The organism is Marinobacter sp. SS13-12, from assembly GCF_030227115.1.
Classification (GTDB): Bacteria; Pseudomonadota; Gammaproteobacteria; order Pseudomonadales; family Oleiphilaceae; genus Marinobacter.
The window spans coordinates 2027920-2050350 of sequence record NZ_JASSUA010000001.1 but is presented as its reverse complement, the minus strand read 5'-3'; the positions used below and the strand labels follow the sequence as shown (position 1 = coordinate 2050350).

General features: G+C 58.3%; 24 protein-coding genes. 12 read left to right on the top strand and 12 right to left on the bottom strand.

The genetic code is table 11. The features are described 5' to 3' along the window. Positions 1–36: 36 nt before the first annotated feature. From hisC to QPL94_RS09430, 10 genes are all read right to left on the bottom strand, one after another. Positions 37–1092 (bottom strand): histidinol-phosphate transaminase, encoded by a 1056-nt coding sequence (hisC, locus tag QPL94_RS09475; protein ID WP_285356999.1) that lies wholly within the window; start codon positions 1090–1092, stop codon positions 37–39. Between the two features lie 290 nt (positions 1093–1382). Then, positions 1383–2687, bottom strand: a complete 1305-nt coding sequence (gene hisD / locus QPL94_RS09470; RefSeq protein WP_285356998.1) for a histidinol dehydrogenase — start codon at positions 2685–2687, stop codon at positions 1383–1385. 192 nt (positions 2688–2879) lie between these two features. Then, positions 2880–3530, bottom strand: a complete 651-nt coding sequence (hisG, locus tag QPL94_RS09465; protein ID WP_285356997.1) for an ATP phosphoribosyltransferase — start codon at positions 3528–3530, stop codon at positions 2880–2882. A 22-nt stretch (positions 3531–3552) separates the two neighbouring features. Further along, entirely contained in the window at positions 3553–4815 is a 1263-nt protein-coding gene (gene murA / locus QPL94_RS09460) for a UDP-N-acetylglucosamine 1-carboxyvinyltransferase (RefSeq protein ID WP_285356996.1), read from the bottom strand. Between the two features lie 27 nt (positions 4816–4842). Then, complete coding sequence (locus QPL94_RS09455; RefSeq protein ID WP_285356995.1) at positions 4843–5085, bottom strand: BolA family protein; 243 nt, start codon at positions 5083–5085, stop codon at positions 4843–4845. 60 nt (positions 5086–5145) lie between these two features. Beyond that, complete coding sequence (locus tag QPL94_RS09450; protein ID WP_285356994.1) at positions 5146–5487, bottom strand: STAS domain-containing protein; 342 nt, start codon at positions 5485–5487, stop codon at positions 5146–5148. Continuing rightward, positions 5484–6137: an MlaC/ttg2D family ABC transporter substrate-binding protein gene (locus QPL94_RS09445; RefSeq protein ID WP_285356993.1), complete on the bottom strand. Its 654-nt coding sequence runs from the start codon at positions 6135–6137 to the stop codon at positions 5484–5486. Before QPL94_RS09445 ends, QPL94_RS09450 begins: the two co-directional genes overlap by 4 nt. Before the next feature lie 26 nt (positions 6138–6163). Then, positions 6164–6619 carry an outer membrane lipid asymmetry maintenance protein MlaD gene (gene mlaD / locus QPL94_RS09440; protein ID WP_285356992.1) on the bottom strand — a complete coding sequence of 152 codons (456 nt, stop codon included), beginning with the start codon at positions 6617–6619 and terminating at the stop codon, positions 6164–6166. Between the two features lie 38 nt (positions 6620–6657). Next, positions 6658–7437, bottom strand: coding sequence for a lipid asymmetry maintenance ABC transporter permease subunit MlaE (gene mlaE / locus QPL94_RS09435; RefSeq protein WP_285356990.1), 780 nt, complete (start codon positions 7435–7437; stop codon positions 6658–6660). Next, entirely contained in the window at positions 7437–8249 is an 813-nt protein-coding gene (locus QPL94_RS09430; RefSeq protein ID WP_285356989.1) for an ABC transporter ATP-binding protein, read from the bottom strand. The genes mlaE and QPL94_RS09430 overlap by 1 nt, the downstream gene beginning before the upstream one ends. A 235-nt stretch (positions 8250–8484) precedes the next feature. Here QPL94_RS09430 and QPL94_RS09425 point away from each other — a divergent pair, with 235 nt between their 5' ends. The 12 genes from QPL94_RS09425 to yjgA all read left to right on the top strand — a co-directional run bounded on the left by QPL94_RS09425 (position 8485) and on the right by yjgA (position 17777). After that, the gene (locus tag QPL94_RS09425) at positions 8485–9465 is read left to right on the top strand and encodes a KpsF/GutQ family sugar-phosphate isomerase (protein ID WP_137435111.1); all 981 of its coding nucleotides are present in this window, start codon (positions 8485–8487) and stop codon (positions 9463–9465) included. After that, positions 9465–10046 (top strand): KdsC family phosphatase, encoded by a 582-nt coding sequence (locus QPL94_RS09420; protein WP_502881518.1) that lies wholly within the window; start codon positions 9465–9467, stop codon positions 10044–10046. The genes QPL94_RS09425 and QPL94_RS09420 overlap by 1 nt, the downstream gene beginning before the upstream one ends. Further along, positions 10046–10636 carry an LPS export ABC transporter periplasmic protein LptC gene (gene lptC, locus QPL94_RS09415; protein WP_285356988.1) on the top strand — a complete coding sequence of 197 codons (591 nt, stop codon included), beginning with the start codon at positions 10046–10048 and terminating at the stop codon, positions 10634–10636. The genes QPL94_RS09420 and lptC overlap by 1 nt, the downstream gene beginning before the upstream one ends. Beyond that, positions 10620–11231 (top strand): lipopolysaccharide transport periplasmic protein LptA, encoded by a 612-nt coding sequence (gene lptA, locus QPL94_RS09410; RefSeq protein WP_502881517.1) that lies wholly within the window; start codon positions 10620–10622, stop codon positions 11229–11231. The genes lptC and lptA overlap by 17 nt, the downstream gene beginning before the upstream one ends. Further along, positions 11209–11934, top strand: a complete 726-nt coding sequence (lptB, locus tag QPL94_RS09405; protein ID WP_137435114.1) for an LPS export ABC transporter ATP-binding protein — start codon at positions 11209–11211, stop codon at positions 11932–11934. Before lptA ends, lptB begins: the two co-directional genes overlap by 23 nt. Before the next feature lie 119 nt (positions 11935–12053). Continuing rightward, positions 12054–13583, top strand: a complete 1530-nt coding sequence (locus QPL94_RS09400) for an RNA polymerase factor sigma-54 (RefSeq protein WP_285356987.1) — start codon at positions 12054–12056, stop codon at positions 13581–13583. Between the two features lie 28 nt (positions 13584–13611). Further along, positions 13612–13920: a ribosome hibernation promoting factor gene (hpf, locus tag QPL94_RS09395; protein ID WP_137435116.1), complete on the top strand. Its 309-nt coding sequence runs from the start codon at positions 13612–13614 to the stop codon at positions 13918–13920. Between the two features lie 96 nt (positions 13921–14016). Beyond that, entirely contained in the window at positions 14017–14487 is a 471-nt protein-coding gene (gene ptsN / locus QPL94_RS09390) for a PTS IIA-like nitrogen regulatory protein PtsN (protein WP_285356986.1), read from the top strand. Positions 14488–14515: 28 nt separating this feature from the next. Next, entirely contained in the window at positions 14516–15397 is an 882-nt protein-coding gene (gene rapZ / locus QPL94_RS09385) for an RNase adapter RapZ (RefSeq protein ID WP_285356985.1), read from the top strand. 7 nt (positions 15398–15404) lie between these two features. Next, positions 15405–15674: an HPr family phosphocarrier protein gene (locus QPL94_RS09380; protein ID WP_285356984.1), complete on the top strand. Its 270-nt coding sequence runs from the start codon at positions 15405–15407 to the stop codon at positions 15672–15674. Positions 15675–15780: 106 nt separating this feature from the next. After that, complete coding sequence (gene mgtE / locus QPL94_RS09375; protein ID WP_137435120.1) at positions 15781–17142, top strand: magnesium transporter; 1362 nt, start codon at positions 15781–15783, stop codon at positions 17140–17142. A gap of 104 nt (positions 17143–17246) precedes the next feature. Beyond that, positions 17247–17777 carry a ribosome biogenesis factor YjgA gene (gene yjgA / locus QPL94_RS09370; protein WP_137435121.1) on the top strand — a complete coding sequence of 177 codons (531 nt, stop codon included), beginning with the start codon at positions 17247–17249 and terminating at the stop codon, positions 17775–17777. Between the two features lie 12 nt (positions 17778–17789). Here the strand turns inward: yjgA and QPL94_RS09365 are convergent, their stop codons facing one another. Together QPL94_RS09365 and QPL94_RS09360 are read right to left on the bottom strand one after the other, a co-directional pair. Beyond that, the gene (locus tag QPL94_RS09365; RefSeq protein WP_285356983.1) at positions 17790–18650 is read right to left on the bottom strand and encodes a carbon-nitrogen hydrolase family protein; all 861 of its coding nucleotides are present in this window, start codon (positions 18648–18650) and stop codon (positions 17790–17792) included. Positions 18651–18673: 23 nt separating this feature from the next. Beyond that, complete coding sequence (locus QPL94_RS09360; protein WP_285356981.1) at positions 18674–22414, bottom strand: YhdP family phospholipid transporter; 3741 nt, start codon at positions 22412–22414, stop codon at positions 18674–18676. Between the last annotated feature and the right edge of the window lie 17 nt (positions 22415–22431).

Genomic DNA, 22431 nt, shown 5'->3' with positions numbered 1-22431 from the left:
AGCCTTCTCCGTATTCAATACCTGAAAGTTGTCGTGTCAGACCAGCGCTTCGAGGCATTCGATCAACCGTTTGTTCTGGTCCGCCGTGCCGGTGGTGATACGCAGAAACTCGGAGATTCGGGGTTTGTTGAAGTGGCGCACAATCACGCCCTGCTCCCGCAACCCTTTTGCCAGCGCTTCCCCGGCGTGATCAGGGTGGCGGGCAAAGATGAAATTGGCCTTCGAGGGTAAAACGTCGAATCCCAGCGCTTCCAGCTTGGACGTCACCCATTCCCGCTCGCCGATAACGCCCTCACAGGTGGCCCGGAACCAGTCTTCGTCTTCAAAGGCGGCAATGGCACCCACCTGGGCAAGACGGTCCAGCGGGTAGGAGTTGAAGCTGTTCTTGACCCGATTCAGGGCTTCGATAAGTTCGGCGCTACCCACCGCAAAGCCGACCCGCAATCCGGCCAGGGAACGGGCCTTGGAAAGCGTCTGGCTGACCAGGAGGTTGGGGTATTTTTCCACCAGCTTGATGGCGCTTTCGCCGCCGAAATCCACATAAGCCTCATCCACAACCACAACGCGATCCGGGTTGGCGGCAACAATGGCTTCAACCTTGTCCAGCGCCAGGTACCGACCGGTGGGGGCATTGGGGTTGGGGAAGATGATGCCACCGTTAGGCTGTTTGTAATCTTCGGGGTTGATTTCGAAGCTGTCAGTCAGCGGTATGGTTTTGCCTTCAATGTTATAGAGGCCGCAGTACACCGGGTAGAAGCTGTAGGTGATGTCCGGGTAGAGAACGGGCTCGCCGTGCTGGAACAGGCCGTAAAAAATATGCGCCAGCACCTCGTCAGAGCCGTTGCCGAGGAACACCTGATCGCTCTGGACACCATAGTATTTGGCGATAGTGCCTTTCAGCGCCTCCCCTTCCGGGTCCGGATAAAGCCGCAGGTTATCGTTAAGCTCAACGGTGATGGCCTCCACCACTCTCGGCGACGGCCCGAACGGATTCTCATTGGTATTCAGCTTCACCAGATTGGCCATCTTCGGCTGCTCCCCAGGTACATAGGGGGTCAGACCTTTTACCAACGGGCTCCAGTATTTGCTCATCTTGATGTCTACTCCGTGGAAACGGGCGGCGGGGCTACCCTCCCGGGAAACGCTACGAGCACATCCATGTGCGCTTGAAATTGGCCATCCATGGCCAATTACATTCCCGGGAGGGTAGCCCCGCCGCCCTGACAAACTTGCGTGCTGACTCTCCTAAAACCGTAGGTCGGATTAGGCCCAGCGGGCCGTAATCCGACAACCAACAGTCAACGGGTAAGTCGTATTAAGCGCAGCGTAATCCGATAGAACCTGCTTGTCGGATTACGGCCCGGAGGGCCTAATCCGACCTACTACTTAATCCTATACTCCGCCGACCGGGCATGCGCCGTAAGCCCCTCGCCCCGGGCAAGAACCGATGCAACTCGCCCCATCCGGTCCGCACCCGCTGCAGAAAACCCGATAATGGAAGACCGCTTCTGGAAGTCATAAACCCCCAACGGCGACGAAAACCGCGCAGTACCGGACGTCGGCAACACGTGGTTCGGCCCGGCACAATAGTCACCCAGCGCCTCAGCCGTAAACCGACCCATAAAGATCGCACCGGCATGGCGAATGTCTTCCACCAGGCCTTCCGCATCTTCCACCGAGAGCTCCAGGTGCTCCGGCGCAATACGGTTGGAAACCCTGGCAGCCTCAGACAGATCCGCCACGTGAATCAGCGCAGCCCTGTCAGTCATGGAAGTGGCGATAATCTCAGCGCGCTCCATAGTGGGCAGCAGTTTGTTGATACTGGCTTCCACCGCATCCAGGAAAGCCGCATCCGGGCTGATCAAAATAGACTGAGCCTGCTCGTCGTGCTCAGCCTGGGAGAACAGATCCATCGCGATCCAGTCCGGATCGGTCTTGCCGTCACAGATCACCAGGATCTCCGACGGTCCGGCTATCATGTCGATGCCGACGGTACCGAACACCTCGCGCTTGGCAGTGGCGACAAAAATATTGCCGGGTCCGACGATTTTATCAACGGCAGGAATGGTCTCTGTGCCGTAAGCCAGCGCACCAACCGCCTGGGCACCACCCACGCAAAACACCCGATCCACGCCCGCAATTGCAGCAGAGGCCAGAACCATGTCGTTCACCACGCCATCCGGTGTAGGAACCACCATGATAACCTCACCCACGCCAGCAACTTTCGCCGGAATAGCGTTCATCAAAACCGACGACGGATACGCGGCCTTGCCACCAGGCACATACAGCCCCGCTCGATCCAACGGCGTCACCTTCTGGCCCAACACCGTGCCGTCTTCATCCTCGTATTGCCAGGACTTCTGATTCTGGCGTTCGTGATAATCCCTCACCCGCTCAGCAGCTTTTTCCAAAGCAACACGCTGATCCTGGGGAATCGTCTCCAGAGCCTTTTGCAGTCGCTCCTGCCCAATCTCCAGTTCGGCCACAGAGCCAACCTTGAGGCGATCAAACTTCTCGGTAAATTCCAGAACCGCTGCATCACCACGGGTTTTCACCTCATGCAGAATATGACGAACCGACTCATTCACCTGATGATCAACACTGTCATCCCAGGCCAGCAGCTTGGCCAGCGCACTGTCGAAGTCACTTTGGGAGGCGTTCAATCGTCTGATGCTGATATCAGTCATTTCATCGTTCCTGCAGTGCGGAGAAGTTACTCCGCGGTTTGAAAAGTCTTGCTGGCCTGAAAATACGGAAAAGGCCCGGGGACGGGTCAGGAAGGGCTTTCCAAAACTGTACGGAGCCATGGATGGCGGAGTCCAAGCGTCACATGGATGTGCCGAAGGAGCGTGTTTTGGAAAGCCCTTCCTGAGCCGTTCTTACTCCGAAACCTGCCGGCGTTTCTCCACAGCAGCAGACATCTTCTCAATTATGGGGTTAATACCCGCGTGTTTCATCTTCATCGAGGCACGGTTGACCACAAGGCGCGAGCTAATGTTCTCAATCAGCTCGCGAGCTTCAAGACCATTCGCTTTCAGGGTATTGCCGGTATCCACGATATCGACAATCTCATCGGCAAGGCCGAGGATTGGCGCAAGCTCCATAGCGCCATAGAGCTTGATGATATCGGCCTGCCGCCCCTGGGCGGAGTAATAACGACGCGCCAGGTTCACGAACTTGGTCGCTACACGCAGGCGGCCTTCCGGGGCCTTGGTGTCTTTCTTCCCCGCTGTCATCAACCGACACCGGGAGATATTCAGATCCAGCGGCTCATAAAGCCCCTCGCCACCATGCTCCATCAGCACATCCTTGCCCGTAACACCCAGATCCGCGCCGCCATACTGCACATAGGTAGGCACATCCGTTGCGCGGAGAATCAGTACGCGCACGTCGGGATCCGTGGTGGGAAACACCAGTTTCCGGGATTTTTTGACGTCGTCGACCAGTTCAATACCCGCCTCTTTCAATAGCGGCAGGGTCTCGTCGAGGATGCGTCCCTTCGACAGTGCGATGGTGATGGAGTCGGTCATGCGCCCTTCCGATTCAATGGGTTCAGGCTGGCAGGCGGCGGATACTCGCGCCCAGCAGCTGCAGTTTCTCTTCGATGCACTCGTAACCACGGTCGATATGGTAAATCCGGTCAACGATGGTATCGCCGTCTGCCACCAGCCCGGCGATAACCAGACTTGCCGAGGCCCGCAGATCCGTCGCCATTACCGGGGCGCCGGTCAGGTGATCCACACCCTTGATGATGGCAGCATTGCCTTCAAGGGTAATATCCGCGCCCATGCGGATCAGCTCCTGCAGGTGCATGAACCGGTTTTCGAACACTGTTTCAACAATAGTACCGGTGCCTTCAGCCACTGCATTCATGGCCGCGAACTGGGCCTGCATGTCAGTGGGGAACGCCGGATAAGGCGCGGTGCGCAGATTGACTGCCCTGGGCTGATTCCCTTTCATATCCAGGGAGATCCAGTCCTTGCCCGTGTCGATATGGGCGCCGGCTTCTTCCAGCTTCAGCAGCACGGCTTCCAGCAGATCCTCGCGGGTATCTTTCAGCTTTACCCGGCCACGGCTTGCCGCAGCGGCTACCAGATAGGTGCCGGTTTCGACACGGTCCGGCAGCACGTCGTAATGGCAGCCATGCAGCCGCTCAACACCGTTGATTTCAATGGTCGCAGAGCCGTGGCCCTTGATGTCAGCGCCCATGGCGATCAGGCATTCAGCGAGATCCACCACTTCCGGTTCCCGCGCCGCGTTTTCGAGGATGGTTTTCCCATCCGCCAGCGCTGCCGCCATCATCAGGTTCTCGGTACCGGTCACTGTGACGGTATCGAGGAAAATGTGCGCGCCTTTCAGGCGACCGTTGGTTTTCGCCTTGATATAGCCGTTCTCAACCTTGATATCGGCACCCATCATCTCCAGGCCATGGATGTGCAGGTTAACGGGACGGCTGCCGATGGCACAGCCACCGGGCAATGACACTTCCGCCTCGCCGAAGTGCGCTACCAGCGGCCCAAGCACCAGAATTGAGGCGCGCATGGTTTTTACCAGCTCGTACGGCGCGTGAAACTGCTTGATGGTGTTGGCGTGGACTTCGACGCTCATTTTCTCGTCGATCATTAGCTCCACACCCATGCGACCAAGCAGCTCAATCATGGTGGTCACGTCGTTCAGATGCGGCAGGTTGCCTACGGTAACCGGCTCATCTGCCAGCAGGGTGGCCGCAAGAATCGGGAGCGCGGCGTTTTTGGCGCCGGAAATCCGTATTTCGCCATCGAGAGGCTTACGGCCCCTGATCAGAAGTTTATCCACAATGAGTTCCTGTTGTTTGCGGGCGTATCAGCCCTGACGCGCGGCCCACTCAGCCGGGGTAAAGGCTTTCGGGTGCAGGGCGTGAATGGTGCCATCGAGAATGTGCTGGAACAGCGCCTTGTTGATCAGTTGTTGCCGTTTGATGGTCGGCAAGCCTTCAAAAACGTCACCCACCACAACGACGAGGTAATGATTTCCGTCAACCTGAACCTGAACGTCGCAATCAGGCAGTGCCTCTTTGACCAGTTCAGTAACTTCGGTGGCTTCCATAAAAAATCCTCGGGCGTTTTTGAATCAGGGGCGAGATTGTAACCAATTATCGTGTCCGGGTCAGCTCTGGTGCTGGTTTTCAGGGGATGGTCGGGATGGAAAGCCCGGCAACTGGTCATCAAGGCCGCTCAGGGCTGCCAGTGAAGCCAGCCGTTCGCTGACACCGGTGAAATGAAGGGTCTGGCTGCGGCCGCGTGCCAGACGCTGCCAGCAAAGCAGAAGGGAAAGTACCACACTGTGTGCGGTGCTCATTGCAGCAAGATCCACAACCAGATCCGCTTTGCTGCCCAGAATCAGCTCGTCGCCCTCTTTTCGGAGGGCAACCACGGTCAGCGGGTCGATGTGGCCGCTGACCGTGAGTCTGTTATCGTCCAGGGCGACGGTTGCCTGAGCCGGTGTCATGATTTGTCGATTTCACCTTCCAGGTTCAGGGAGTCAACGGCATCTCCCCAACCGTCGATCACGGCCTGGACTTCGCCACCATTTTTTTCCATCTCCTGGCTGAAGCGATCACGGAACGCCAGGCCGATATTTACACCCTCAACGATGACGTTTTCCATCATCCAGCGCCCTTCCTTGTTCTGGTACATGGAATAAGCCACTGGATACCGGTTGCCGGAGGCGCTGATCACTTCCATACGCACAGACGCCCGTTTGTCATCGTTTGGATTGATAACGGCGTCCTTTACCTCAATGGTGAAATCCTCGGTGCTGACCAGCGCCTGGGCATAGCTGTCAAACAGGCTTCGCTTGAACTTTTCCACAAACTCGTCGCGCTGCTCCGGCGAAGTCTGGCGCGCGTAACGGCCCATCACCCGGGCTGCAATCCGGCGGAAATCCACGAAGTTTTTCAGTTCTTCGTCCATGCTCTGGTAAAAAGCCTGCGGGTCTTCCTGGTACAGGCCCTTTTCATTGTGAAGTTTGTCGACGAGCTGCTGGGTATTTTCATCCACATACTCCCGCAGATCGTCCTCCGGGCCGGCATGGGCCGGAAGCGCCAGAAGGGTCATCAGTAATGCAACGAGCAGCAGGCTATGCCTGATCAGAACCATGGTTGTCTCCTGTAAACCACTTGCTTTCACTTTGACTGCCCGGAGGCAAAATTAGTTATCAGTCGCTCAAGATTCATGGCGGACTGTGTGGAGTAAAAGGTGTCCCCGTCGCCCAGGGACTCCATGTCGCCGCCCACCGAAATATCAATGTACTGCTCGCCAAGCAGGCCGGATGTACGTATTACTGCGGAGCTGTCGGCAGGAATGTTGTCCACGCTTTCATTCACGTCAATCACCACCCGAGCCTGGAAGGTTTCCCGAGTCAGTGTGATCTCCCGGATTTTGCCCACGGTTACGCCCGCCATGGACACCTTGGCCCGCGGCGCCAGGTTACCGGCATCGTTGAAGTTGGCGTAAAGCGTGTAAGAACGCTCCGGCGCTTTTGGCGTCAACCCGCTGACCTGCAGTGCCAGAAACATCAAAGCCGCGATACCTGCAATCATGAACAGCCCTACGATGACTTCTGTTGTTCTCTGTGCCATGACGGCCCCCTGTGTCCTGTTGTTTCAGTATACCGCGATCAGAAGTCGCCAAACATGACGGCGGTGAGCACAAAATCCAGCCCCAGCACCGCCAGCGACGAATACACCACCGTTTTGGTGGTGGCAGAACTGATGCCGGCGGATGTGGGCACGCAGTCATAGCCCTGGTAGACCGCAATCCAGGTGCAGACGAAGCCGAATACCACGCTTTTGATCACACCGTTGAGAACATCATTGGTGAAACTCACTGAGGACTGCATGTTGCCCCAGAAAGAACCCTCGAAAACACCGAGCCATTCAACACCCACCAGCATGCCACCCCAGATACCGACTACCGAGAACACGGCAGCCAGAATGGGTACGGCAATAAAACCGGCCCAGAGCCGAGGGGCAATCACCCGGCGAAGCGGGTCCACCCCCATCATTTCCATGCTGGAGAGCTGCTCGGTGGTTTTCATCAGCCCGATTTCAGCCGTTAATGCCGAGCCTGCGCGGCCAGCGAACAGCAGGGCCGTCACCACCGGCCCCAGCTCCCGCACCAGCGTCAGTGCAATCATCTGGCCAATGGCCGCTTCCGAGCCGTAGTCGCTGAGAATGGTGTAGCCCTGCAGCCCCAGTACCATGCCGATGAACAGGCCGGAAACCACGATGATCGCCAGAGACAGCACACCAATTGAATACAGCTGTTTGAGCAACAGCGGGAATGCCACCGACGGCTTTGAAACGCCGCCCAGGACGCCTGCCAGGAAACGGCCGGAACGCCCCAGCGAAGCGATGATATCCAGCCCCAGCCGGCCAAACGCTGCCAACTTTTCCATTAGCGGCTCCTCCCGGTAATGCCCCAATCCTGCTCCGCATCCGCGGCCGGGTAATGGAACGGCACCGGACCATCCGGATGGCCGTGCAAAAACTGCTGGACCTGCTCAGACGGGTGCGCCGTGATTTCCTCGGGAGTGCCATCACCGATAATCTGCCCATCCGCCACGATGCAGGCGTAGTGGCAGATGCTCAGGGATTCTTTGACATCGTGGGAGACCATGACACTGGTCAGACCCATGGAACTGTTCAGATCCCGGATCAGTTTGATCAGTACCCCCATGGCAATCGGGTCCTGCCCGGCAAAGGGCTCGTCGTACATGATCAGTTCCGGGTCCAGCGCGATGCTGCGGGCCAGGGCCACCCGCCGGGTCATTCCGCCCGACAGCTCCGCCGGCATCAGCTCGCGGGCCCCTCGCAGGCCTACAGCTTCCAGCTTCATCAGCACAATGTCACGGATCATGTCTTCCGGCAGGGAGGTATGAACCCGAAGCGGAAAGGCCACGTTCTCGAACACGCTGAGGTCGGTAAACAGGGCACCACTCTGGAACAGCATGCCCATCTTCTCCCGCAGGCGGTAAAGAGCCTTGCGCTTGAGCCGCGGCACGTTTTCGCCTGCCACCGTGATGGTACCGGAATCCGGCCGTAACTGCCCGCCGATCAGCCTGAGCAGGGTGGTCTTGCCGGTGCCGCTGGGGCCCATGATGGCCGTAATCTTCCCGCGGGGAATGTCCAGGCTGACACCATCGAAGATACGACGATCACCGCGGGTGAAAACCACGTCTCTGAGCTCGATGTAGGGTGAAGTGTCCATACCTGTTCCAAGTAACCGCCGGGTGTCTCGGGGCCAGCCTTGCGGATCGGTTGCAGCCCTCAATGTGTGCGTACATTATGCGAACCTGCTGACAACCTCAATCCATCCTTAACAAAATGAATGGATCTCAATGATCAGTTTTGCTGACCGTCTTGTCATGAAGGCAGCCAAAGCCCTTGAAGTGATATACTCTCGCCACGATGAAAAGCATTAACATTCCGGACCCGGGTGCCAGATGAACACCGAGATCAGTCATACCTTCAGAGAATCCGCCCTGAGAGCCATCGAGATCGAGCGCGAAGCCATTGACGCCCTGACCGACAGGATCGATGATCACTTCGTCCGCGCCTGTGAAGTTATCATGGCCTGTAAGGGCCGCGTTGTGGTGACCGGCATGGGCAAATCCGGCCACATCGGCAACAAGATTGCCGCCACCCTGGCCAGCACAGGTACTCCTTCTTTCTTTGTGCACCCGGGCGAAGCCAGCCATGGCGACCTGGGCATGATCACCAGCCAGGACGTGGTACTGGGCATTTCCAACAGCGGCAACACCAGTGAAGTACTCACCATATTGCCACTGATCAAGCGCATGGGTGCGCCGCTGATCAGCATGACCGGCAACGCAAACTCTACCCTGGCGCGGGAAGCGGTCGCCAATCTGGATGTCAGTGTTGCCCTGGAAGCCTGCCCTCTCGGCCTGGCCCCTACCTCCAGCACTACCGCCACCCTGGTGATGGGCGATGCCCTGGCGGTCGCCTTGCTGGAAGCGCGGGGCTTCAGCACTGAAGACTTCGCGCTGTCACACCCCGGTGGCAGCCTGGGCCGCAAGTTACTGTTGCGTGTCTCCGAAATCATGCACACGGGTGACCGCATTCCCCGGGTACAGGAAGACATCACCCTTGGCGGAGCACTGCTGGAAATTTCCCGCAAGGGGCTGGGCATGACCACGGTTATCAATGCCGCTGGAGACCTGGTGGGCGTATTCACCGACGGTGACCTGCGTCGCACCCTGGACCGCTCCGTGGATATCCACAACACCCCGATTGCAGAAGTGATGACCCGCAACGGCCGGGTTATCCACGACGACCAGCTGGCAGCCGAAGCCCTGAACATGATGGAGGAGCTGAAAATCAATGCCCTGCCGGTTATCGACCGCAACGGCAAGCTCACCGGTGCCATCAATATGCACGACCTGCTGCGGGCCGGTGTTATCTGATGAGTACTCTGATCAGTGACCTGATGACAGACCAGCAGCGCCCGCAGTGGCCGGCGGACGTAATGGAAAAAGCAGCCGCCATCCGCCTGCTGGCTCTGGACGTCGACGGCATCATGACCGACGGCAAGCTGTTTTTCAGCGCCTCCGGAGACGAACTGAAAGGCTTTAATATTCTCGACGGACTGGGTATCAAGCAGGTGATGGCAGCAGGTATTGACGTTGCAGTCATTACCGGGCGCCGCTCACCACTGACCGAAAGGCGCATGAACGACCTGGGCATCCCTCACCTGATGCAAGGCCGGGAGGACAAAAAGGTCGCCCTGGTGGAGCTGGCAGGACAGCTCGGCCTCTCCCCACAGCAGATCGCCTATATGGGGGATGACCTGCCGGACCTGCCGGCCATCCGCTATGCCGGGCTCGGCATTACCGTACCCAATGGTTACTGGTTTGTGCGCCAGCATGCGGATGTCTGCACGGTTGCCGCTGGTGGCAGCGGTGCGGTCAGGGAAGCCTGTGAATTGCTGCTGAGCGCCTGCGGGCAGCTCGAGGCGAGCCTGCAACCCTACCTGGAGCAGAATTGATGTCCGCCCAGCCTCTGTTTAACCGCCCCTGGGTAAGAACCCTGGGCCTGGCAAGCACGATAGTGGCACTGTTTTTCCTGCTCTGGCAAAGTGACGAACCAACGGTGCCGACAGACGCTGCCTCACTGCGGGGCGAATCCGAGCCCGACGGCTTTGTGGTCAACGGTCTTTACCTGTCGTACGACGAAACGGGCCGGCTGACAACACGGTTCCGGAGCCCGAGGATCGAGCAGTTCGAGTCCCGCAGCGAGACTGTCATGAAATCGCCCCGGGCGACACTGTTCGGCGAGGGTGGCAATCCACCCTGGCAGGTCCAGGCAACCGAAGGACGTTTTCTCGAAGCTGAAGACCTGGTTCACCTGACCGGGGATGTAAAAGTCATCCGGGAAGCCGAAGGCGGGCGCCCGCTGACCCTGACAACAACGGCACTGACAATGAATAACCGTGATCGCACCGTTTACACGGACGAGCCGGTAGCACTGACCGATGCGGTCAGCCTGACCACGGCTACTGGAATGAAGGCCTGGATTGATGACCGCATTCTTGAACTCGACTCGCAGGTGGAAGGACGCTATGAGCCTGGCAAGTAAATCTGATCTCCGCGGCAGGCCCCGCTGGCCCGCACCGAAATCGTTGGTACTGGCTGCTGCTTGCCTGGCACTGGTAGCGCCCACAGCCCTTGCGTTCGACATGGAGTCTGACCAGCCCATCAGGGTCAATGCTGACAGCGCACGACTGGATGACGGCCAGGGTATCGCAACCTATACCGGTGACGTGGAAATGACACAGGGCCAGACCAACCTGACCGCCGACAAGGTTGTACTTTACCGGGACGAGAACGGTGTCAGCCGCATTGAAGCAACCGGACAGCCAGCTCATTACCGGCAGCCGGCAACGGAAGGACAGGGAGAAACAGATGCCCGCGCCCTGACGATCATCTGGTCAGCCGCCGAAAACCGGGTAACCTTCGAACGTGAGGCGGTTATTGAGCAGGACGGTAACCTGTTCCGTGGGGATGTTATCCACTACGACAGTGCCGAACGTGTTGTTACCGCCGAAGGCGCTGCTGACGCGGGCGAAGGCAGTGGCCGTGTGGAGATGGTCATACAACCCCGCAACAGAACCAGCAACTCTCCCAGCAACCCCGACAGACAGGATACCGATGGCAGTTCTCAGAGCCAGTAACCTGGCAAAAAGCTACAAGCAGAAGAAAGTTGTCATCGACGTTTCCCTGCAGATCCGCAGCGGTGAAATTGTCGGCCTCCTGGGCCCCAACGGCGCCGGCAAGACCACCTGCTTTTACATGATTGTAGGGCTGGTTCCCGCCGACAATGGCCGGATCACCATCGACAACCAGGACATCACGCCACTACCAATGCACGGCAGGGCCCGCAAGGGTATCGGCTATCTGCCCCAGGAAGCGTCGGTGTTCCGCAAACTGACCGTACGTGACAACATCATGGCCATTCTGGAGACCCGCCGCGAACTTAACCGCAGCCAACGGGATGCCAAGCTGGAAGAGCTGCTGGAAGAGTTTCATATCACCCATATCCGCGACAGCCCCGGTATGGCGCTGTCGGGTGGCGAGCGCCGGAGAGTCGAAATCGCCCGGGCCCTGGCGATGGAGCCGGCATTTATTCTTCTGGATGAACCCTTTGCGGGGGTGGACCCGATCTCGGTGAGCGACATCAAGCACATTATCCGCCACCTGCGGGACAAGGGCATTGGAGTGCTGATCACCGACCACAATGTGAGGGAAACACTCGACATCTGTGAGAACGCCTATATAGTCAGCGGAGGCCATATCATCGCATCCGGCAACTCGGAAGCTATTCTTGCCAACCAGCAGGTCAAGGAAGTGTATCTAGGCAATGAATTTCGCCTGTAGTACACTCGGCAAAGAACTTGCTTGGCACGGCAAGTTGCCAGCATACAAAGAGTTTTTATGCAACCTCAACTCCCCGGAAAGGCCGAGAGCGACCGAGTGACGGATCCTGAACTATGGTTATGAAAGCCTCATTACAGTTAAAGCTGGGTCAAAGCCTGACCATGACGCCCCAGCTGCAACAGGCTATCAGGCTACTGCAGCTCTCCACCCTCGACCTCCAGCAGGAAATCCAGCAGGCGCTGGAATCCAACCCCATGCTGGAAACCTCGGAAGACGACGATAACCAGAATCCGGAATCCACGGAAAACGAGAACGACACCGCTGCCGAAGCCTCATCGACAGAAGAGTCAAACACCGCCTCCGAATCGTCTTCAGACTGGGATGAATCCGAAAACGGGCCTGACTGGTCGTCAGAGACCGACAGCCCCGACACCATTCCCGATGACCTTCCGGTCGACACCGCCTGGGACGACATCTACCAGTCGGCACCCGCGTCATCGGCCCGTAACGACGATGAAAACGACAACGATTTTGAAACTCGCAACTCGCCTACGGAAACCCTGCACGATCACCTGGAGTGGCAACTGAACCTGACGCCCCTGAGCGAACGGGACCAGGCCATCGCCCACGCGCTGATGGATGCGGTTGATAATCACGGGTACCTCACCTCTCCCCTGGAAGAGATCCATTCCGGGATGATGGAAGAGTCTGATGAAGACCCGCTTGAAATGGACGAGGTGGAAGCCGTACTTCACCGGTTGCAGCATTTTGATCCGCCTGGTGTCTTCGCCCGGAATCTTCAGGAATGTCTGCTGATCCAGCTGAACCAGCTGCCACCGGATACCCCGTGGCTCGCCCAGGCACGGCTGGTGATCACCCACTACATTAATCTTCTGGGCAATCGTGATTACGCACAACTGCTGCGCCGCAGCCGCCTGAAGGAAGATCAGTTGCGGGACGTTCTGGCCCTCATTACCGGGCTGAATCCGCGCCCGGGCGATACCCTCGACCAGGCCGAACCGGACTACGTCATCCCGGACGTGATCGTGCGCAAGCACAACGAACGCTGGCGGGTAGAGCTGAATCCGGAAATTGCACCGCGCATTCGTGTCAATGCCAGCTATGCTTCACTTATAAAGCGTGCGGACAGCAGTGCCGACAACACTTACCTGCGAGACCAACTGCAGGAAGCGAAATGGTTTATCAAGAGCCTGCAAAGCCGTAACGAGACTCTGCTCAAGGTAGCCACGCGAATTGTCGAGCACCAGCAGGGATTCCTGGACCATGGCGAGGAATACATGAAGCCACTGATCCTGTCGGACATTGCCCAGGCGGTGGAAATGCATGAGTCGACCATTTCCAGGGTGACCACCCAGAAATACATGCACACGCCGCGTGGCATATTTGAACTCAAGTATTTTTTCTCCAGCCATGTCAGCACTGACGAGGGCGGAGAATGTTCCTCTACGGCAATCCGGGCCATGATCAAGAAGCTGATTGCAACGGAAACCCCGAAAAAGCCATTGAGCGACAGTAAAATTGCAGCCATGCTAGGAGAACAGGGTATCAAGGTAGCGAGACGAACCGTGGCCAAGTACCGTGAGGCAATGCACATTCCTCCGTCCAACGAAAGAAAGCGACTGGTGTAGTAGTAAAATCCGATAACAGGAGAAGCCTATGCAACTCAATATTTCAGGCCATCACGTAGAATTGACTCCCGCACTGAAAGATTACGTAACAGGCAAGTTTGACAAGCTTGAGCGTCACTTTGACCACATCAGCAATTGCCAGGTCACCCTTGAGGTGGAAAAAGTGCGCCAGATGGCGGAAGCTACGCTACACGTGATAGGTGGTGAGATTCACGCAAAGGCCGAAAACAGCGATATGTATGCCGCCATTGATGCGCTGGTGGACAAGCTGGACAGGCAGATCCTGAAGCACAAGGAAAAGAACGTTGACCGGATGCACGGAAACGGAGCCCGCTAGGGCGTCCTGTTTGGTGCATAACAGTTAATCGAGCTGCGGCGCCGGCTTCGTTACAAAAGCTGCCGCAGCCTTTTTTTACGGAACTGCAGTCGATTCATGACCGACACATCCCTGACTATCGAGAACATTCTCGCGCCGGAGCTGGCCCTTTGCAGGATGCCCGCCTCCAGCAAGAAGCGGGTTATGGAAACCATTGCGGAGCAGATCCAGCAACACGATCCGTCGCTCAGTGATACCGCGATATTCAACAACCTCGTTGCCCGGGAGCGACTGGGGAGCACGGGTATTGGCCAGGGTATCGCCATTCCCCACTGTCGCCTGGAAGGGCTCGATCACGTTGTGGGGGTATTGCTGACCCTGGAAGAAGGTGTGGCCTTCGATGCCATCGACAACCAGCCGGTAGACCTGGTGTTTGCCCTGATTGTTCCCAAGGAAGCGACCAGTGAACACCTTGAACTGCTGAGCCAGCTGGCCGAAAAGTTCAATGTACGGGCATTCTGCGATCAACTCCGCCAGTGTACCGATGCGGACTCTCTCTATCGCCGGATGACGGCCGAAGGAAGCTGAGCCGCTCTGGATTCGAGGTGAATGGGCTATGAAACTGATCATCGTCAGCGGCCGGTCAGGCTCCGGTAAAAGTACCGCCCTGCACGTGCTGGAGGACCTGGGTTTCTATTGCATTGACAACCTGCCCATCGGGTTGCTCTTCCCCCTGACGCGGGAAGCCACCACCCAGAGCTCACCGGGCCGGCTGGGCAAGATGGCGGTGAGCATCGACGCACGCAATCTGTCCGGCGAGCTCAGTAACTTTGAAGACATCTACCGCAGCCTGCAGGATACCGGCGTGACCATCGAGGTCATTTACCTGGACGCCGATGAACAGTCCCTGCTCCAGCGATTTCACGCCACACGGCGCAAGCACCCCCTGAGCGACGACAGGACCTCACTGCGCGAAGCCATCGGCAACGAGAAAAAACTGCTGGAACCCCTGTCGAAACTGGCCGACCTTTATATCGATACCACCGGGCTGTCCATGTACGAACTGAGGGACATGGTCAAGCAGCGGGTGGCCGGGCGACGTGAGCAGGAACTGGCGCTATTGTTCCAGTCTTTTGGCTTCAAGCACGGGGTGCCGCTGGACTCGGATTATGTGTTCGATGTCCGCTGTTTGCCCAATCCCTACTGGGACACCAGCCTGCGAAAATTCGTAGGTACCGACCAGCCTGTTATCGACTTCCTGGAAAAGGAACCCCTGAGCCGGAAAATGGTGGACCATCTGACCAGCTTCCTGGAAACCTGGTTGCCTTCCTTTGCCGACAGCAATCGCAGCTATATGACAATTTCCATCGGTTGTACCGGTGGCCAGCATCGCTCGGTTTACGTCTGCGAACAGCTGGGCCGTCATTTCTCGGGAAAGTACAGCAACGTCCAGGTCCGGCACACTGAACTTCCGCACTTGCAGAGCCGGGAAAGCTGAACCGTCTATGATTCGCCGCCCCATCACCATCGTCAACAAACTTGGCCTCCATGCCCGCGCTGCCGCCAAGCTGGTTGCAACCGCGTCGGATTTCGAGAGCAGTGTTCAGATCAGCCGGAACGACCGAAAAGTGGACGCCAAGAGCATCATGCCGGTGATGATGCTGGCTGCCAGCCAGGGCACGGAAGTAGAACTGATTGCAGACGGGCCGGACGAGTCCGAGGCCATCGAGGCGCTGTCAGCACTTATTGATGATTATTTCGGCGAGGGCGAATAGCCGCCAGCCCGTGGGTGGCCCGACCACGGCATTCACCTACAACTCTTTCTCACCTGTGTACCCTAACTTCGCTATAATACGGGGGTTTTCTGACTGTGGGTGATCCATGACCGATATTCTGGAGAAAAGCCAGGCTCGCCAACGCCTTCGCTCCCTGAGCGAAGCGCTGGACAGTGGCGCCCTGAAACAGGTTGCCCGCATCCTCAATGGCGGCCTGAGCCCCAGTGATATTGCCCACCTGCTGGAATCCTCGCCACCCCGTCAGCGGGCGTTGCTGTGGAACCTGGTGGACAAACAACTGGAGGGCGAAGTTCTCCAGTATCTCAATGATGATATCCGCGGCTACTTCCTGAGTCAGCTGAACGCTCAGGAACTCGCAGACATCATTGAAGATTTCGAGTCGGATGACCTTGCCGACTTGCTGCAACAGCTGCCCGATACGGTGATTCAGGAAGTCCTGGACACCATGGACGAACAGGACCGCCAGCGCGTTGAGGAAGTGCTCTCCTACCCGGAAGACACCGCTGGCGGCCTGATGAATACGGACACCATCACGGTGCGCCCGGATATCAGCATCGACGTGGTTCTGCGTTACCTGCGCCGTCACCGTAATCTGCCACCGATGACGGACAGCCTGATCGTGGTAAGCCGGCGGGACGAATTCATCGGCATGCTGCCGATCACCAAAATGCTGGTTTCCAACCCTGCTGCGACGGTGCGGGAAGTGATGGACACCGACATTGAGCCGATACCGGTCACCCTGTCCGACACCAAGGTAGCCACCCTGTTCGAGCGATACGACCTGATCTCGGCACCGGTGGTCAGCGAGGAAGGCAAGCTGTTGGGCCGGATCACCATCGATGACGTGGTTGACGTCATCCGCGAGGATGCCGATCACTCCCTGATGAGCATGGCAGGCCTGGACGAGGATGAAGACACCTTTGCGCCGATTTTCAAGACCACCCGGCGCAGGGCTGTCTGGCTGGGCATCAACCTGCTTACGGCGTTTACTGCCTCCGCTGTCATCGGCCTGTTTGAAGCCACCATCGAGAAAGTCGTGGCGCTGGCTGTGCTGATGCCTATCGTGGCCTCCATGGGCGGTATCGCCGGCAGCCAGACCCTGACCCTGGTCATCCGCGGCATGGCCGTGGGGCAGATCAGTGGCGCCAACGTGGGCTGGCTGCTGAACCGCGAATTTGTCGCCGGCGCCCTGAACGGGTTGCTCTGGGCTGTTGTGGTAGCCACCGCCGCCACCCTCTGGTTCAAGGACATGATGATTGGCGCCATCATTGCTGCTGCGCTGATCATAAACCTGATTGCAGCAGCCCTCGTGGGCACCGTATTGCCCCTGTTCCTCAAATCCCGCAACATTGATCCGGCGCTGGCGGGAAGCGTTATACTGACGACGGTGACAGATGTGATCGGGTTTATGGCGTTTCTTGGCCTGGCTACGATATTTTATGGATGACAGGTTTGTCGGATTACGCTTCGCTAATCCGACCTACGGGTCGGACGCTTAATTTAATGTAGGTCGGATTAGGCGAAGCCGTAATCCGACAAAACGGACGCTTCATGAACGATACTCAAAACGACCACCCCGAATACTCCGGCCCCAGCAAATCCCAGCTCAAGCGGGACATGCACCAGCTGCAGGGCCTGGGCAAGCGCATGCTCGACCTGAGCAACGACCAGCTCGACACCCTGCCCATCAGCGGAACACTGAGGGCGGCCATTGAGGAGTCCCGCCGCATTCGCCAGAATGAGGCCCGGCGGCGCCACCTGCAGTACATCGGCAAGATCATTCGCCAGGAAGACGATCCCGAAGGTCTGACCCGTGCCATTGATGCCTTCGATGCTGGCAGCGAGGAGCACACCCGTCGCCATCACCTGGCGGAGCGCTGGCGCGACCGGATGATCGAAGAGGGTGACTCTGCCGTGGGGGAATTCCTGAATTACTGCTCAACGGCCGATATCCAGCACCTGCGCAACCTGGCCCGAAACGCCCGCCGGGACATGCAGAACGAAAAAAATACCGGCCAGCCCAGAAAACTGTTCCGCTACCTGAGGGAATGCATTGACGACGTTGAGGCGGCCGGTCACTAGCGGACCGCCTGGTCAGAGCTTCCGGTGCTCCCAGACCGGCATCCGGGTACGTATCTCGCGGAGCATCTCCGGGTCCAGGTCGGCAGTGACTACCCCGGGCCCCTCGCCGATCTCGGACAAGACTCGCCCCCAGGGGTCAACAATCATGCTGTGGCCATAGGTATGCCGCCGCTCGCTGTTCTGGCCACCCTGCCCCGCTGCCACCATCCAGAACTGGTTCTCGATGGCCCTGGCCCGCAGCAGCGCGTGCCAGTGGGCATCGCCGGTGTTCCAGGTAAACGCGCTGGGCAGTGACACCCATTCGGCGCCCTGTTCCCGCAACTTGCGGAACAGTTCCGGGAAACGAAGATCGTAGCAAATGGCCAGTCCCAGCCGACCGGCGGGGGTGTCGATCAAAACCACGTCTTCGCCGGGCTCGAAGGTATCGGACTCCCGATACTGACCCTGGGCATCCTCCACCATGGCATCAAACAGGTGGATCTTGTCATAGCGGGCGACTTCCTCGCCCTGATCGTTGTAGACCAGGCAACAGGCCCTGACCCGATCCCTCACTGTGGAACCATCCGGGCGTGAAGCTATGGGCAGTGAGCCACCGACAATCCAGATGCCAAGCTCGGCGGATTGCTCGGCCAGAAAATGCCGTATCAGGTTATCCGGATCTGCCTCGCGACGGCCGCAACCAATCATCTGCCGGGTTGCCAGCACGGCGAAGTTTTCCGGCAGTACCGCCACGCTGGCCCCGGAAGCTGCAGCCTCCGCCAGCAAGCGCCCCGCTTCCCTGAGGTTAGAGGCAATATCGTGGGTGCTCACCATCTGGAGCGCCGCTACCCTGTTTTGCTGTCTGTTCACTGCCTGCTGTGCCTGTACTGACATTGATTATCCTCCGGATGAAATCATTACTGGCCGGTATCAAATACCCGCCTGAGGCGAACTTCCGGCTCGTCCCAACTTCCGCTGACACTATAAGTTGCACTGGTCAGTTTACTCAATGGATCACCCAATACTTTGTCCAGTACAAACAGGGCGCCTCCAATGGGCGCGCCCGCCCCCATCAGCAGTGCTGCCAGCGGCAGGTTCTGGGTCAACGGCAGAACCACCACCATGCTCATATCGAGGGTTTCTTCTATCATGTTGCTGGTGCCGGTCAGCTTGAAAGCACCGGAGGGACCAACCACCTGCAACTCCGGATCCAGCGTCAGCAGGCCGTTAATCATGGTTGCCTTGCCAGAGATGGCATCAAATGCCACACCGGCTTCGTACAGATCGGAGAAATCCAGCTGCAACCGCCGCCACAAGGTGTCGGAGTTCAGCAGATTGAATACCCGGAACAACTGGGCGGTGTTGTTGCCTTCCAGAATGACGCCGTCATCAAAGCGCACACTCACTGACCCGCTGAGCCCTGATACATCAAATTCATTGGGCCGGCCCGGCCAGTCAATATCCATATTCACCACGGTGCTCTCGCTGCGAAACGGTATCTCGGTGCCAAACAGGTTGCCAAGATCCGCAAGGGACTCACCGGTAATGTCACCGACGAACCGGGTGGTCTCCCGGTCTCCGGCAATACTCCAGGTCAACTGTCCGCCCAGGGTCAACGAGTTCAGCCTGCCGGCGATGTCCTGCACCTGTAGCCGCGTGGCTTCCGGACGAAGCCCCAGAGACCAGGTGCCGGCATCGTCATCGTCGAGCTGAAGGCTGGCGATACGTAGGTCGATATCCGGCCAGTTCTCCATGGCCAGCTCGCGGAAGGCACGAACCTGTTCATCCGGCTCCGGCAGCAGGGGCACCTCCTCTTCCGCTTCGCCGTCGCCCCGGGCCAGCTTCAGCCGTTCCAGATCCACGACGACCGGGCTGTCATCCTCAGGCCAGTATACACCCCCGGAAAGCCACTCTGATTCCGCCTCAACAGTCCACTGCTCATTGACCTGGCGCGCTGAAACGTCGACACCGGTCAGTTGCTGGTCACCCAGATAAAGGGTGTGGAAAGTCAGGTCCAGGTTATCCGTCTGCCACAGCAGTTCCAGGTTCAGGCGATCGGGCCAGTCAACATAGACGTTTATCCCGGCATCACCCCTGGGCTCTATGCTTGCACTCAGGGGCGCTTCCTCGTCAGCCTTCTTTGCCAATGGTTCCGGCCAGCTGACCGCGAGCCCCGTCAGGTCCGAATACAGCCTCACGGCGGTCGCATTACCCGGCGAGACGTCCAGGGTTGCCAGGTAGCCGAGGTCTCCACTCAGCCCAAGACTGGTTCCCTCCGGCAGCGCGGTCTGCGCCAGCACATTGCTGATATCAAGACGGCCGTACTGGCGGATATTGAGTGCCTCCCCAGCCTCATCACGGCGCAACCGCACGGTAACCGGAGCTCCCATGAAATCAGCCTGAAGAGGCGTGTCAGAAAATCCGTCCTCGGTGCTGAAACTCAGTTCGCCATTGATCTGTGTCCATTCAAGATCCGCCGGGGTATACGTCAGCGTGCCGGCATCGGCGCGAACGGTGGCATTTATGTCGGGCGGCGAGTCCGAACCCAGAATCAGAGCAAGCTGCAGGCCCAGGTGATAACTGCCATCCAGCTGGATGCTCCTGCCAGCTTCTCCGGCCATTTCGCCCAGCGGGCTGTTCGTCATCCAGTGGGCCACGGCTTCACCTGCTACCGGTGCCGAAGCATCCACAGAGAGCCGAACATGACTATCCTCGGGTTCGACTCTCACCTGCCCCGGCTCAAGGTCGAGCCCGCCGGTGCGGCCGGACTCCACCTCCACCCGCGTGCGTCCATTCTGAACGTAAACCGTGCCTGAGGCATCAGTGACCTCCGGCCAGCGTTCATCATAACGGACGGTGGCATCCTGAAAGTGGTAGACCATGGAGGACACAAACGAGCCCGGTGGGGCATCGCGATTGATCAGCCCGTGGCCGAAATATTCTCCGCTGGTGACATCAACGTCTTCAATGGCGGTTGTCAGCCACTGATACAAGCCCGGGGCCACGGCCCTGGCCGGCACAAAATCCGCAAGCATCTCGGCGGTTCCGTTGCGAACGCCGACCTTGACCCCGAGACTGTCCTCACCGTGACGATCCATCCGCAAATCGAATGCGCCGGTCAGCTCGGTGCCATCGCCATAAACCATCCCGATTTCGTCGGAATAGACCCGGATAATGTCTCCCTCGAAGCGCCAGGCCACGCCAGCCCGCAAGCCCCGCAGACTCCAGGAATTGCGAAACAGATCCGGAAAGCCCAGTGTCAGCTCGTCGCTCCGGGCCTGCGCATAGCCGCCTTCATTCGTCATTACGAGATTGCCGTTAAGGCCCGATATTTCCGGCGCACCACCGTGGGCCCGCACCTGAACGTCGTTCATTAACGCCGTCAGCTCAAACTGCCGGTTCTTCTCGGATGGCAGTTTGAGCAACAACTGGTTCAGTTTGCCGGCCGGCCGGTAGTTTTCGAGGGCCCTGGCAGCCGTGTCCGGTAGCAGGCCGAGACTGGTTACCAGCCGCCGAAGAGGTTGTAACGATAGCTCGTCGGCAATGATGCGGGGCCCGGCTTCTTCATCATCGAATTGAAAACGGACGTCGAAAGGAGGAACCGCATCACCATTCCACTGCCACTCCAGCCCCTTCAGGTGGAACTCGCCGGTGGTGAACCAGGACTGGTTTTCCGGTGGGCCATTTGATGCATGCTGCCTGCGCCAGCCAAACCTTACGCTGATATCCTCAAGCGGCGCCAGGGATTCCTTGCCAGCCCCGATCTGGAGGTAAGGCGTCGCCACGTTGCCACTGACCTGCTCCATCAAACCGTCACGAAAGGTCATCCAGACCTGGCCACCCAGATCGAACCCTTCCACCCGGACATCGCGCCAGGCATATTCTTCAACCAACCCGTCGAACAACCGCCCGGAGTTGATATCGGCGTATATCTGGCCAGTAAAGTCGCCCCTGAAAAAGTGCCGGCCAACCAGCCCGAAACTGGCCAGTTGCTCGGTAGTGCCGGGGCTCATGGCCCGGCCTGAGGCATGAAAAAGACCACGCTGGTAGACCAGGTCCAACTGGGGAATCTCCACATGCCGCAACTGGTCATTGTTGTCCCGGACACCGAGATCAAAGCGGGTAATTTTTACCGAGGGGTCAGAAAGCCAGGTTCCGGCAATGTCCAGCCAGAGCTCAATGTCGTTGGCCACCGGCCCGGGGATATCCACCCCTTCAACGATGACTTCACCGCGCCGGGTCTGGTTAACCGTCAACTCCAGCCCGTCCGCTTCAAAGTTGGCAAACACAATGCGAAAGCGTCTCAGCGATGCCAGAAAGTCCAGGCCGATGCGAACGCTCTGCAGTGAGCCGGCCACATCATTGCGATCGCCATCAGACAGCACCAGGATTTCGCGGGCAATAATGGTCGGATTGAGCCAGTTCCAGCTCGACGACAGGGAACCGATACGAATTTCCTGGCCAAGCTTCGACGACAGTACCTGCTCGATATTGGCGCGGTAATCGTCGATATTCTGGGTGAGCTGCCGGCCAAGCCCGGCGTAGAGTGCCAGCAGGATGATGACCGCCAGCAGCAACCACCAGATCAGACTGGCAAGGCGCGACAGTAATCGAACAACGATAGGTCTGTTTTTTTGATCAGCGACACTGGATGCCATCAGGGGTAACCGCCACG